General features: G+C 38.3%; 11 protein-coding genes and 1 tRNA gene. 4 read left to right on the top strand and 8 right to left on the bottom strand.

Translation table 11 applies throughout. The features are described from left to right. Window positions 1-306: 306 nt before the first annotated feature. From J0A69_RS17705 to J0A69_RS22675, 7 genes are all read right to left on the bottom strand, one after another. Window positions 307-1,326, bottom strand: a complete 1,020-nt coding sequence (locus tag J0A69_RS17705) for a PorP/SprF family type IX secretion system membrane protein (protein WP_206587944.1) — start codon at window positions 1,324-1,326, stop codon at window positions 307-309. After that, window positions 1,323-3,605, bottom strand: a complete 2,283-nt coding sequence (locus J0A69_RS17700; protein ID WP_317194884.1) for a PKD domain-containing protein — start codon at window positions 3,603-3,605, stop codon at window positions 1,323-1,325. Before J0A69_RS17700 ends, J0A69_RS17705 begins: the two co-directional genes overlap by 4 nt. A 140-nt stretch (window positions 3,606-3,745) precedes the next feature. Further along, the gene (locus J0A69_RS17695; RefSeq protein ID WP_206587942.1) at window positions 3,746-5,017 is read right to left on the bottom strand and encodes an adenylosuccinate synthase; all 1,272 of its coding nucleotides are present in this window, start codon (window positions 5,015-5,017) and stop codon (window positions 3,746-3,748) included. A gap of 154 nt (window positions 5,018-5,171) precedes the next feature. Then, window positions 5,172-5,519 (bottom strand): STAS domain-containing protein, encoded by a 348-nt coding sequence (locus tag J0A69_RS17690; RefSeq protein ID WP_206587941.1) that lies wholly within the window; start codon window positions 5,517-5,519, stop codon window positions 5,172-5,174. Further along, window positions 5,520-5,987, bottom strand: a complete 468-nt coding sequence (locus tag J0A69_RS17685; RefSeq protein WP_206587940.1) for a Fur family transcriptional regulator — start codon at window positions 5,985-5,987, stop codon at window positions 5,520-5,522. It lies immediately after the preceding gene. 54 nt (window positions 5,988-6,041) lie between these two features. Continuing rightward, window positions 6,042-8,258: a RelA/SpoT family protein gene (locus J0A69_RS17680; RefSeq protein ID WP_206587939.1), complete on the bottom strand. Its 2,217-nt coding sequence runs from the start codon at window positions 8,256-8,258 to the stop codon at window positions 6,042-6,044. A gap of 37 nt (window positions 8,259-8,295) precedes the next feature. Then, the gene (locus J0A69_RS22675) at window positions 8,296-8,421 is read right to left on the bottom strand and encodes a hypothetical protein (RefSeq protein WP_262897726.1); all 126 of its coding nucleotides are present in this window, start codon (window positions 8,419-8,421) and stop codon (window positions 8,296-8,298) included. Between the two features lie 2 nt (window positions 8,422-8,423). Here J0A69_RS22675 and J0A69_RS17675 point away from each other — a divergent pair. The 4 genes from J0A69_RS17675 (at window position 8,424) to clpX (ending at window position 11,902) form a co-directional block, all read left to right on the top strand. Next, window positions 8,424-8,505: transfer RNA gene (locus J0A69_RS17675), tRNA-Leu, on the top strand. Window positions 8,506-8,596: 91 nt separating this feature from the next. Then, window positions 8,597-9,925: a trigger factor gene (tig, locus tag J0A69_RS17670; RefSeq protein ID WP_206587938.1), complete on the top strand. Its 1,329-nt coding sequence runs from the start codon at window positions 8,597-8,599 to the stop codon at window positions 9,923-9,925. Window positions 9,926-10,000: 75 nt separating this feature from the next. Then, window positions 10,001-10,672: a ClpP family protease gene (locus J0A69_RS17665; RefSeq protein ID WP_184498024.1), complete on the top strand. Its 672-nt coding sequence runs from the start codon at window positions 10,001-10,003 to the stop codon at window positions 10,670-10,672. Between the two features lie 3 nt (window positions 10,673-10,675). Then, a complete protein-coding gene (gene clpX / locus J0A69_RS17660) occupies window positions 10,676-11,902 on the top strand; it encodes an ATP-dependent Clp protease ATP-binding subunit ClpX (protein ID WP_206587937.1) in 1,227 nt (408 codons plus the stop codon). Window positions 11,903-11,934: 32 nt separating this feature from the next. Here clpX and J0A69_RS17655 read toward each other — a convergent pair whose 3' ends face one another. Beyond that, window positions 11,935-13,467, bottom strand: coding sequence for a glycoside hydrolase (locus J0A69_RS17655; protein ID WP_206587936.1), 1,533 nt, complete (start codon window positions 13,465-13,467; stop codon window positions 11,935-11,937). Window positions 13,468-13,502 lie beyond the last annotated feature (35 nt).

Here is a 13,502-nt window from a genome sequence, read left to right as displayed (position 1 = left end):
TTTTTGATCCGATCTCCTCTCTAAACCCACTTACCTATCTCTCAGATCTACACCGGAAGCGTTCTCCCGATCCCCCAAACCCTCTCCGTTTCCGTCGTTTGGGAGTGCAAATATCCCCCTTTTATTTCTTTCTGCAATGATATTTTTCAAAAAATTCCCTCTTTCACTGTAATTCGCTGAAATAGAAGCTGAAAAGTTTTAACAAAATTATATTTTAAAAATTGCTAAAAAATCATTCCTGAATCCTTTGGATTTTACCAAATATCATTTTTACGAAATTTTATATCAAAAAACACCTTGATATTGCTAGTATCTGAAGGTTGGGAGCTCTGGATAGTACTTTTTTGAAGGATCTTTACTAGAAAATACATAACGCACCGAAATTTCATGAGCTCCTCCGGAATATCTTTGACCAAATTTTGAAATAGAAAAATCAAAACTATAACCTAGCTCCAATCCGCTATCCAATCTCACCCCTAGCAAAGAAATTATAGATTCATTATTTGGCAAACTATACTTCGTAGGCAAGCCTCGATACCAAAATCCGAGAACCAATGGCTCAAAATAAAATTCAGATCCTATATCGAGCTGGGAGAATTGTCCTTGCTTTTTATAATTAAAAGCAAAAGACAAAGACCTCTCCTGATCTGTATTATTAAAATAATCATTAATGTCCCCCGGAGCCAAATCAAATTTCACCCCACCTTGCAAAGCATATTTCATAGGAAGGGTATTTCCATTTGCTTCCAAGTAACTGATCTGAGGCTCCAGTAAATGAAAAACAGAAGCTCCAAACCAAAATTTTTGATCGTAATACAATAGGCCAGCATGCAAATCTATGTCACGCAACCTACTGTCTCCATCAAAACCATCTCCTGGAGCACCTACAATTGTACCTCGATCAATGTCCAATTGGGTCCCCAAAATCACCTCATCAAACAAAGCATCTCTTGAGACAAAAGAAGTTTGAGCACCAGCATGTAAAAACCTTCGATCACCTAACCTTAATCTATAGCTATACACTAAACCGATTTCATGTACCTGACTATTGGTGAAGGATTCTTTAGCACCGGAAATACTAATCCCTATTCCAGAATTATACTTCTCCGAAAAATGATCAGCATATGCCGTGTAGGCTATAAAACTCTGGTCAAGCGCTGGCCATTGATTTCGGAAATTAGCCCCCAAGCGAGTCAATCCAGTACTACCAGCAAAAGCGGGGTTGAGATACAGTGGATTAGCATAAAACTGGCTGTATTGAACATCCTGAGAAAGGCATAACCCAACTTGAAAAAATAGACCAAGCACAAAAAATAACTTTCTCATCTTATCAATCTGAATTTGCCAGCTTCCACCACTTTCTCGCCGTCTATAGCAATACCGTTAAATCGGTATGCATAAACGCCAGCATCTAATAATTTCCCATCCAAAGTTCCATCCCAACCCGGAGAGCTGATATCGTCGGTTTTAAAAATAAGTTCTCCCCAGGTATTAAATACATAAAGCTCCATACTCTGAAGCCCCTTGTATTTAGGGATGAAAGTTTTGTTTTCCTCTTCTAATGGTGTGAAACCTGTAGGGAACATCAACCTATAGGACTTAGTAATTAAAAGTTGCTTCGTAATTGTAGCAATGCACCCTAATTCATTAGCAATGCTTAATTGGATTTCGTAGGTTCCTTTTGCACCAAAAACATGGGAAGGATTTTTTTCATCACTTGTCTTTCCGTCACCAAAATCCCAATTCCACTTAAAAGCAGACTCATCTGACAAATTAGTAAACTGAATCACATCATCTGGGAAAATACCTCCGTCCTGATCACCTGTGATTCCTAATCCTTGGACCTCAAACTGAAAATCCGCTATTAATGCTTCTTCTAGAATTATTACTTCAACCTCAATAGGATTCGAATAACATTCTAAAGATTTGGGTTTTACTTTTAATTCATATGATCCGGAAACTGAAACATCAGTCAACTCCTCGTTCAAAAAACTTATCCCCATCCCTGTCAACAAGTAATCAAAACTAGAAACATCAAATTCTTCTAAATAAAGAGTAACATCGACAGCTTCACCTGGTTCACATCCAACAATCGGTTCATCTAAGCTAAACATAGGAGCCTCGGGAAAATTAACAACTACTTCATTCGAGGTTGCTGAACATCCTTTGTCATTGTAGGCTTCCAGAGTATAAATACCAGATTGATTAGCTGTATATGTTGCCAGAGTGGCACCCTCTATAATTTCTCCATCTTTTCTCCATTCGATTTTCGAATAGCTTGCATCACTTACACCTTTAAGTTCTATCGATTCACCTCCACAAAGATCTATTTCCGAAATCTCCGAACCATCCATTCTTACAATTTTCATAGGTTCTGGAGCCTCTACTGTTCTTAGAGTCAGTGCATTTCCCTGCGATCTTTTCCCATAGTTATCGGTAACGGTATAATAAATGGTCACTTCTTTACCAGTAGCTTCCTCATTTGGAGTAAAAACAAAGCCTCCTGGCTCATCTGTCACTTGAAAAATTCCTTCTGGAAGAACCAAATATTTATTTGTATCAGAGCATTCAGCCTGCTCACAAACATCTTCGGAAATTGATTCGATCTCATCGAGGGTTTTGTAAAACTGGAGACAACCTATAGTAGCATTTTCATTCAAAAGCTGAACTTCCTCATTAGTAATGAAAAATGAATTATCCTTTCCTGCACAGGACTCCCAATCTGAAATATCTTCTCCAATAGGATTTTGCAAATCGTCATCATTGGCTACCTCCACTTTTAGATTTCTAATTTCATGGAAATTTGTAAATCCACCTGTCGATGCTGAAAATCCGATTTTCAAAAATGGAGGAGCTTGATATGGAAGTGGAACATCCTGAAAAATGGTAATCGTTCTATGTTTATTTAGCTCCACCGTGTAATCCATGACAAGTGTAATCAAATAACCAACACCAGAAGGATTTGGAACCAACGTAATATTTGCTTTTCTGTATCCCGGCTGGCTGAGATCTGTGACACGCTGTGTACCAAGGCCACCTGAACTAATCGGAAAAAACTGATCAGATGCCAAGCCGTCAGGTCCACTCTGCATTGTTTTCTTTCCTTTGATAAATTCATATCCCTGAAACCCGTTTCCCGGGCCTCTGATCACAATTGCATCAGGCACTAAACTTTCACCTGCACCAGGAAACCCTCCTGATTTATTTTCGGCTGTATTTCCAAAATTCCCAAACTCATCAAAACCTACTCCCAAATATGCCCCTGCCAAACCAGGTTCATTTACTCTTTTCGAATACCCCAAAGACCCACCAAATCCACCTATGGCGAAATTGGGAACGCTTGCATCAAATAGGAAAAATGCCAAGCCATCTGCTCCATCTCCTCCGTAGCTAAAATATTCAAATGAAGTCTTGATTCCGTATGCAGAAGAAAAAGGAATATCAATGTAAACATAGCCTCTTTGATTGACAGAATTATTGGTCAAGCGGAGTGCTCCGTTTACGAGCTGGGCATCCGCACCAAAAACCGTGGTTGATTTTGTAGTGTTCGAATCAAAGGTTTCACAATAAGGAAACCCTGATTGAGCAAAGAGCTCTACCTTCACTAAGATTAAAAAGAAAAATAAAAGTGTAATTCTGGCCTTCAAAATACGAGTTTTAGTATTTCTAAATTAAGGGATTAAAAGCATAGAAATAAAAAAGCCTCCGGACTTTCGTACGAAGGCTAAATTTATGGTTTGATCGGTTACCGAAGAATCGTTTGATTTCTGTCTGGCCCAACCGATACTAATTTGATAGGAACGTTTAACTCATCTTCGAGATAACTTACATAAGCTTTCAATTCAGCAGGAAACTTCTCATAGCTATCAATATTAGCCAATGAGCAATTCCATCCTTTCATTGTTTTATAAACTGGTTTCACATCCAGTTCAGATATTTCAAAACTTAATCGGTCTATTTTTTCTCCATTTGGAAGTTCGTATTGAGTACAAACCTCAATGTTTTCAAAAATATTCAAGACATCAGCTTTCATCATAAATAACTGAGTCACTCCATTGATCATGATAGAATATCGAAGTGCTGGAAGATCCAACCAACCGCATCTTCTTGGTCTTCCTGTGGTGCTTCCAAATTCATTTCCTTCCTTCCTCATATCTTCACCTGTCTGATCAAATAATTCAGTTGGAAATGGTCCACTGCCCACTCTGGTGCAATAAGCTTTGAAAATACCGAAGACTTCTCCAATTCTTGAAGGAGCAACTCCTAATCCAGTACAAGCTCCAGCTGTCATGGTACTGCTGCTTGTCACAAATGGATATGATCCAAAATCTACATCTAATAAAGAACCTTGGGCTCCTTCTGCTAAGATCTTTTTGTTTGCAGCAAAAGCATCATTGACCACATACTCACTATCAATCAAATTTAAAGTTTTGAAAAATTCGATTGCTTCGAAAAACTGACCTTCCATTTCTGCCAAAGCATCAATTGGATAATTATAAAAAGATAGGGTCGTCTTATGTTTCTCTACGAGTGTATTGTATTTGTCTTTAAAATCAGGGCTTAAAATATCTCCAACTCTCAAGGCTGATCTTCCGATTTTATCCTGATAAGTTGGCCCAATTCCCTTCAAAGTAGAACCAATCTTCTTGTCTCCCTTAGATTGCTCGTAAGCTGCATCTAATAATTTATGAGAAGGAATGATGATGGTGGCTTTTTTAGAGATCACCAGATTCTTTCTGTAATCGATATTGAATTTACCCAATCCATCGATTTCCTTTTTAAGGACGATCGGATCAAGTACAACACCGTTACCGATAATATTTAAAATCTGAGTGCGGAAAATTCCTGATGGGATTTGATGCAAAACGTGCTTGATTCCATCAAATTCTAAGGTATGGCCAGCATTTGGTCCACCTTGGAATCGAGCTACTATTTCATATTGAGGCGCGAGAACGTCTACTACTTTTCCTTTACCTTCGTCTCCCCACTGGAGCCCCAGAAGTACATCCATCTTCATTTGATGAGAGGTCTAATCGTTTATGCTAATACTTTTTGAGGCGTGAAATTTGCGATAAGCCGAAAGAAAACCAAGAGTTAGACTCAATTTATTATTCTCGAGGACTTTTTCACTCATCTCGCTCCTTGTATCACCAACCCTGTTTTGAACTTATTTATTTACTCAATTCTGCCTTAAAAGCATCTATCGAATCAAAAACCGTAAAAATATTATTGAGTTTGGTGATGATTAATAACTTTTTGACATGCTCAGACGGGGAAGTCAGATAAACCTCGCCTCCTACATTTCTCATTTTGGTAAGCATGGTAATCAATAAACCAATCCCGCTCGAAGATATGTAGCGCACCTCGCTCAAGTCAACTACGAAAGTTCTGATTCCTTCCAATACAGCATCAGATACAACTTCAACAAGTTTTGGTCCTACTTCATCTCCGATTAAATCACCTTGAATAAATAGATATTGAGCGAGCTCGTCTTTTTTGGTATTATAAGTCAGTTTCATTTAGTCAGCTTTTTTGTTTTCGCAATTGGTCTTATTGCAATTTCCGTACAAAATCAAGGAATGATGAAGCACATTGAAATCCAAGATATCCCCAACGGTATTTTGGATGTTTTGGATACGTGGATCACAAAATTCAAGCACCTTATTACATTCAACACAGATCAAGTGATCGTGCTGCTTGTATCCATAGGACTTTTCAAACTGTGCCAGGTTCTTCCCAAATTGATGTTTGGTAACCAAATCACATTCGACAAGCAAATCCAAGGTGTTATAAACAGTGGCTCTACTGACTCTATAATTTTTATTCTTCATGCTGATGTAAAGTGACTCTACATCAAAATGTCCGGTTCGGGTATAAATTTCTTCGAGGATGGCATATCTCTCCGGTGTCTTTCGGAGTTTTTGATTTTCCAGATAAGCAGTAAATATCTTTTTGACCTCTTCGAAATGCGTGGTATTCAAAGGCATTTTGAGCTATTTTTTTCAAATATAACTTTTGTCTGTCAGAAAAGATTCAATTGATCAATCAAACCTTGAAACCTTATGAATTCCTTCCACTTGAGATAGATTTTTCATCAATTGATCCAAATGCTCTGTGCTGTGTACATACAACTTAATCGTTCCTTCAAAAATCCCTGCGTCAGAATCCACAGTGATGGATCTCATATTTACTTTCAGTTCATTCGAAATCACTTTTGTCACATCATTAATCAATCCAACTCTATCTGTGCCAATGATTCTGAGGCCAGCAAGGAATGCAATTTCTTTTTGACTAGTCCACCGAGCCTTGATGACTCTATTGCCGTGATTGGATAAAAGTTCCAGAGCGTTAGGGCAAGAAGTACGGTGGATTTTAATTCCTTCATTTACCGTAACAAAACCAAAAACATCATCTCCAGGAATTGGATTACAGCATTTGGCCAGAATGTAGTCCACCACATCCATATCCTCTCCGATCAAAAGCTGATCGTGGTCGGGGCCTTTCAGGCTTTTTATTTCTTTAGTAAAAGTAGTTTCATCTTTTACTTTCTCCTGGATCGCCTTACTCTTTAATTTTTGATTCGCTCTAAACTCTTTAAAGGATTTGATTGTAGTTGGATCAATAACTCCCTTTCCAACTCGATAATAAAATTCATTGGCAGTTTTAAGCTCAAAATATGCCCGGAGTTTTTCAACGATTTCGGAATTAAAGTCCATCTTCATCTGCTTCAATTTCCGCTGCACAATTTCTTTTCCATCCAAGATCGCAGATTTCTTTTCCTCGCGGAGTGCATCTTTGATTTTAGCCTTGGCCCGGGAAGTGACTACATTGTTAAGCCAGTCTTCCGTAGGTTTTTGCTTGTTGGAGGTTAAGATTTCAACTTGATCGCCATTTTTTAATTTATGGGAAATTGGAACCAGTTTTTGATTAACCTTTGCTCCTATACATTTCGCTCCGATTTCGGTATGGATTTCAAAAGCAAAATCAAGAGCAGTAGAGCCAAAAGGCAACACCTTCAAATCTCCCTTCGGAGTAAAAACAAAGACTTCTTCATGGAATAAATTTCCTCGGAAATCATCCATAAACTCAATTGCAGAACCATCATTTGATTCAAGCAAGCCGCGTACTTGTGTGATCCAGTCATCCAATCCTGTTGGAGTTTTACTACTGTCTTTCTCTTTATACTTCCAATGAGCAGCATAACCACGCTCGGCTATTTCATCCATTCTACTTGTACGAATCTGTACTTCTACCCATTGGCCCGTATTACTCATTACTGTAGTATGGAGTGATTCGTATCCATTTGAGCGAGAGGTACTGATCCAATCTCTCAATCGGTCTGGATTCGGACGATAAAAATCAGTTACAATAGAATATACCTGCCAGCAATCTGCCTTTTCATTTTCAAGATCACTTTCTAAAATAATCCGTATAGCAAAGAGGTCATAGACTTCCTCAAATGGAATCCCCTGCTTCTTCATTTTACTATAAATGGAATAAACAGATTTAGGTCTTCCCTTGATGACAAAATCAAATTTTTGTCTGATCAATTCATCTTCAATCGGCTGGACAAATGATTTGATAAACTTATTTCTCGCAGATTTAGATTCATTGATCTTCTGGACAATCTTCAAATAGGTCTCAGAGTCGGTATACTTTAAATATAGATCCTCTAACTCTGACTTAATAGTGTATAGTCCCAGCCTATGAGCAAGAGGAGCATAGAGATACATCGTTTCTGATGCGATCTTTAATTGCTTATGCCGTGGCATACTTGCTAGCGTCCTCATGTTATTCAGACGATCGGCAAGTTTGATCAAAATCACCCTAACATCATCAGAAAGGGTAAGCAGCATTTTACGGAAGTTTTCAGCTTGCTGGGAACTTCCGTAATCAAATACCCCAGAGATCTTTGTGAGCCCATCAATGATGGTCATTACTTTATGACCAAACTCCCTTTCAATATCCTCTAATTCCCATTCTGTATCTTCCACCACATCATGGAGTAATGCAGCAACGATAGAAGTGGTACCAAGACCAATTTCTTCTACACAAACGAGGGCAACTTCCAGTGGATGATAGATGTAGGGTTCACCGGATTTTCGCCTCATTTCTTTATGAGCTTCCAGTGAGACGTTAAACGCCTTTTTTATCAATTTTGCATCGCCGTCTTTGAGCACAGGCTTTGCCTGTTTCAAAAGCCTACGATAGCGTTTGAGTATTTCTTTTCTTTCTTCTTCTACGTCCACTTGGATCATACAGGGCTATTTTACTTCAAAAATGTAATCTGTGATTTTACTTCCCTAATTCTTTTAATTTTTTTTCAAGAGTTGTTGCATTTTGAAAATTACTATTTACCTTTGCATCCACAATCAGGAAACGGAATGAAAATTCAATGATTTCCTCTCCTGTTTGATCCATTTGCGGATGTGGCGAAATTGGTAGACGCACTAGACTTAGGATCTAGCGCCGCGAGGCATGGGGGTTCGAGTCCCTCTATCCGCACGAATACCGAACCCTCAATCACTCTACTGTCTTTAACAACAGGAAGGAGATTGAGGGTTTTTAGTTAATCATCATTATAAATTCAAACGCCTTGGAAATCTCATTAGACAAGCATTCAGCAAATCAAGCTTTAATTAAAATTAAACTAAACGAAGCAGATTACCAACCAAAGGTAGATGCGAAACTGAAGGACTACGCAAAGAAAGCGAACATCAAAGGTTTCAGACCTGGAAAAGCTCCAGTTTCCATGGTGAAAAACATGTACGGAACTTCTGTTTTGGTAGAAGAAATCAATACTATTTTAGGAGATTCTCTTAACTCTTACCTAAAAGAGCAAACTTTTAAGATTCTTGGTGAGCCACTTCCTGTAGAAAAAGAGAATGATTCCATCGATTGGAAGACTCAAAAAGATTTTGATTTTGAATATAAAATCGGATTTGTTGAGAATATCAGCATTCCTTTAGATAAGAAATTTAAAGGAACTAAGTACTCTATTAAAGTTGATGACAAGCTTGTCAACGAAACAATCGAAAACCTAAAGTCTCAATCAGGTAAAAGCACAAACCCTGAAGTAAGTGAAGCAGGCGATCATATTTATGGTGATCTAAATGCTACTGAAAGCGGTTTCACTAAAACTGTGTCTTTGGATTTGAGCAAAATCACTAAAAAGCTTGCTGGCAAATTCACTGGAATCAGCAAAGAAGCTATAGTTGAATTTGATGCCAAAGATGTGAAAAAAGGACAGTGGGAAGAAGCATTTGGTTTAAGCGAAGAAGAAGCTGCTGGTATTGAAGGTGCTATCACGTTTACTGTGAAAAACATCAATAGAACAGAAGCTGCTGAAATGAACCAGGAGTTCTTCGATAAAATCTTTGGCCCGGACGTGGTTAAAACTGAAGAAGAATTTGTTGCTAAAGTAAAAGAGACCCTTCAAGGTAATTACGATAGAGAATCAAAAGTTTTCACAGAAGAAGAATTGAAGAAAACTTTGACTGAATCTGCGAAAGTAGAATTGCCAGAAGAATTCTTGAAAGAGTGGTTGCTAAGAGCAAACGAAGGCAAAGTGACGCAAGAAGATGTGGACAAGGAATTCCCAATTTATGCGAAGCAATTGACTTGGTCTCTAATTTCAAATCACTTGGCTACGGAGAATAAAATCCAAGCCGAGCATGAAGATGTTATTGCTAAAACCAAAGAAATGATCCGTGAGCAATTTGCTTCTTCAGGATTAGGTTCTCAGATGGAAGACAGCATGGATATGTTTGTAGATAACTACCTAAAAGGTGAAGAAGGTCAGAATTACATGAACATGTTGACATCTGTACAAAATGATAAAGTTTTGGCTTATGTGCAGGAAACCATTGACTTAAAAGAAAAGGAAATCTCGATTGACCAGTTCAAGGAACTTTTAGAAAAGTAAATCGATTATTGATATCATAAAAAAGTCCTTATTTAAGGGCTTTTTTTATTTTTGTTTACCACAACAAACTCGAACATGATCAATAAAGAAGAATTCAGGAAATACGCCATCCATAATCAAGGCGTGAGCGGTACAGCTTTTGACCAGTATACGCAGCATATTGAAAACATGACTCGGTCAGTCATTGAGGAGCGTCCTCAAAATTTCAGAGAGATCGATGTATTCTCCAGATTAATCATGGACAGAATCATCTTTTTGGGAACAGGCATCGATGATCACATTGCAAATATTATAGTTGCACAGCTTTTGTTTTTGGAATCAGTGGATTCTAAGAAGGATGTGTTGCTATATGTTAATAGCCCAGGCGGTTCTGTGACAGCCGGTTTAGGTATTTATGACACGATGCAGTACATTGGTCCGGATGTAGCTACTATCTGTACAGGTATTGCTGCTTCTATGGGAGCTGTATTACTAGCAGGTGGTGCCAAAGACAAGAGATCTGCATTGAAACATTCCAGAGTGATGATTCACCAGCCTTCTGGAGGCATGCAAGGCCAATCCAGAGACATGGAGATTTCCTTGAAATTGATCCTATCGATGAGACAGGAATTATATCAGATTTTGGCAAATCACACTGGTAAAACTTTTGAAGAGATCGAAAGAGACTCTGACAGAGATTATTGGTTGAAAGCGCCTGAGGCCAAAGAATACGGCCTAATTGATGAAGTATTAGTTAAAAAACCCTAAGTAATGGCTCAAGTTACCTGCTCGTTTTGCGGTAGAAATAAGAAAGATGTAGATCTAATGGTGTCGGGCATTTCTGCCCACATTTGTAATTTCTGCATTGATCAAGCTCATTTGATTCTTGGCGAAGAAGAAAAAACAAAAAAGACAGAAGCCTCAAAACCTAAATTCAAGCTTAAAAAGCCGAAGGAATTGACCAGCTTCTTGGATGAATTTGTCATTGGTCAAAATGAGGCTAAAAAAGTCCTGACAGTGGCTGTTTACAATCACTATAAGAGGCTTTCGCAAAAAATAGAAAATGATGATGTGAAGATTGAAAAATCAAATATCATCATGGTCGGAGACACAGGTACCGGTAAAACCTACTTGGCAAAAACTCTAGCTAAAATCCTAGAAGTTCCATTCTGTATTGCAGATGCTACGGTTTTAACCGAAGCAGGATATGTAGGGGAAGACGTCGAAAGCATTCTTACCAGACTTCTTCAGGCTGCAGATTATAATGTAGAAGCTGCTGAGCGAGGCATTGTTTACATCGATGAATTGGATAAAATTGCCAGAAAATCTGACAATCCATCCATTACCAGAGATGTAAGTGGAGAAGGCGTGCAGCAAGCAATGCTTAAATTATTGGAAGGAACGGTTGTAAACGTACCACCTCAAGGAGGAAGAAAGCATCCTGACCAGAAAATGATTGCTGTAAATACAGAGAACATTCTCTTTATCTGCGGAGGAGCTTTTGATGGAATTGCCAGACATATCGGTAAAAGGTTAAATACCCAACCGATGGGTTTTGGAAAATCCAGTGCAAGTGCTGTTGCTGATCGCGAAAACCTTTTACAATATGTGACGGCTCAAGACTTAAAAGCCTTTGGATTGATCCCGGAATTAATCGGACGTCTACCAGTTTTGACTCATTTGGATCCACTTCATAAAGATTCTTTGAAGAGAATTTTGACTGAGCCGAAAAATGCTTTGGTTAAACAATATTCCAAATTATTGGCCATGGAAGATGTCAACGTGGTGTTTGAAGAAAGTGCCATCGACTTCATCGTGGAAAAGGCAGTGGAATACAATTTAGGAGCAAGAGGTTTAAGATCAATCTGCGAGGCAATCATTACAGATGCGATGTATGACATCCCATCTGATGATACTATCAAAGAATTGATTATTGATGCAAAATATGCACAAAACAAGTTTGATAAATCGAAGTTCAAAAGACTTCAAGTAGCCTGATAACAGGTTAATAACTGAAACAGCCCATCAGATTAATTTTGATGGGCTGTTTTAATTTTTAGACTTACTGTGAAGACAGATTTTTTGGGGAGATGAAAAGATGCTTCTCTTATCGCATTTGGAGCTAAATCAGAGCCTTCATTCGTGAGAAATCCAAGTGAATCGAAATGGTAAAGATTCTTTTCGTCTAAAGATACAATCACATCATTCTCTGAGGTATTTACCAAAACAATTGTAATTGTTTCGTCTTGAGGATTTTGGTATGCAGAAGCAAATACCTCATTTTTTTCTTGAAGAGATGATTCCACTTCTATTCTTTGAAATCCAGGACGAATAAACCTGCTGAAGTTTCCCAAGGTCCAGAGCATCTTACTGGTATAAAACTGGCCGTCTTCTTTGTTTTTATCGATGTAAATCAAGCCGTCCTTGTAGTTATAAGGTGATACCGCTAACCACCAATTCCAAGCTGAAGCATTTGAAACTGTTAGATCCTGATGGATCACACGGGCTATGTATAAGGCAGACTCCATTCCTAAATCTTTTCCTCCCCCATTGATTTCACCGTCATTTCCTCCAAGAATGCAATATTCCGACATCCAATATGAAAGCCCTTCATATTGGTTGATTTTGGAGGCAAGCTTCTCTCTCATTTCCTCAGATGCCTGGAAAGGACTCGTGGTAAAGTAACTATGTGCTGATATCACTTTAGATACATGGGACAAATCCCCCAAATAATTTGGCGATTCTGAATTAAAAAATTCATCTATCTGATTTCCCCTGAAAGGTTTATCTGCCTTTTCGTACAAGTAATTGATTTTCCCAGCCTCTGCAACATCAATTTTTGCAGAAACATGATTCTCTACAAAAGATCGATTGATGGTCCGTATCAAGGATGCTATTTCCTCATTTGTATAAGGATTTCCTTCCTGTCCTCCATCTTTCCAATCCCACTGGGGTTCGTTTAGGGGACTGAAATAACCGGGATTCAATCCCTTCTCCTCCATTTTCAAAATCACCTGACTAACATACTCAGCAAAGTCGGCTTCCTTTTCAAGTGCTAAATTTGACTTTCCATCACTGGAAAAGGCCTTTCCATTTTTAGTGAAATTCACTGGAGGACTGTTTGAAAACAACAGAAGCTTTTCTACTCCTCTTTCCTTAGCAGCGTTAGCAAACCACAATTGGCCGGAAGAATTAGACAATTCAACTTTTCCTTCTTCTTTTAAGAAAGAAGGTGCTCTCCTCCATTCATCTTTGATTCCACTGGAATCCCCTTGCTCGGCACTACCTGCCCCGAGATTAAATCTCCACATAGATAATCCTATGCCTTTTGGTTGACCATTTTCTGAATCAATACTGAATAACAAGTCGGCAATAGCATTTCTTTTTACTTCTGGCCAATTACCCACAAACTGAATGGACCAGGCATCAGATGCTCCGAAATGATCAATAGTTTGATACTTGTTTTCGGGATTGATTTTTAATAATAAACTATCTACTTGTTGGGCAAAGCCTAAACTTATTACTCCTATTAAAAACCATAAAAATAGAATCAGCTGTTTCATTAAACTTTAAATTGAAATCTTGGCTGAATTTAGCA

Origin of the sequence: Algoriphagus pacificus, assembly GCF_017254845.1 — a bacterium.
Lineage (GTDB): Bacteria > Bacteroidota > Bacteroidia > Cytophagales > Cyclobacteriaceae > Algoriphagus > Algoriphagus pacificus.
This window is presented reverse-complemented; position numbering and strand designations above follow the sequence as displayed.

Bases quoted from the DNA above. Each gene is read 5' to 3' on its own strand.
- J0A69_RS17705 (WP_206587944.1), bottom strand. From the start codon at position 1,326: ATGAGAAAGTTATTTTTTGTGCTTGGTCTATTTTTTCAAGTTGGGTTA.
- J0A69_RS17695 (WP_206587942.1), bottom strand. From the start codon at position 5,017: ATGAAGATGGATGTACTTCTGGGGCTCCAGTGGGGAGACGAAGGTAAA.
- clpX (WP_206587937.1), top strand. From the start codon at position 10,676: ATGGCTCAAGTTACCTGCTCGTTTTGCGGTAGAAATAAGAAAGATGTA.
- J0A69_RS17680 (WP_206587939.1), bottom strand. From the start codon at position 8,258: ATGATCCAAGTGGACGTAGAAGAAGAAAGAAAAGAAATACTCAAACGC.
- J0A69_RS17655 (WP_206587936.1), bottom strand. From the start codon at position 13,467: ATGAAACAGCTGATTCTATTTTTATGGTTTTTAATAGGAGTAATAAGT.
- J0A69_RS22675 (WP_262897726.1), bottom strand. From the start codon at position 8,421: ATGGATCAAACAGGAGAGGAAATCATTGAATTTTCATTCCGTTTCCTG.
- J0A69_RS17685 (WP_206587940.1), bottom strand. From the start codon at position 5,987: ATGCCTTTGAATACCACGCATTTCGAAGAGGTCAAAAAGATATTTACT.
- J0A69_RS17665 (WP_184498024.1), top strand. From the start codon at position 10,001: ATGATCAATAAAGAAGAATTCAGGAAATACGCCATCCATAATCAAGGC.
- J0A69_RS17690 (WP_206587941.1), bottom strand. From the start codon at position 5,519: ATGAAACTGACTTATAATACCAAAAAAGACGAGCTCGCTCAATATCTA.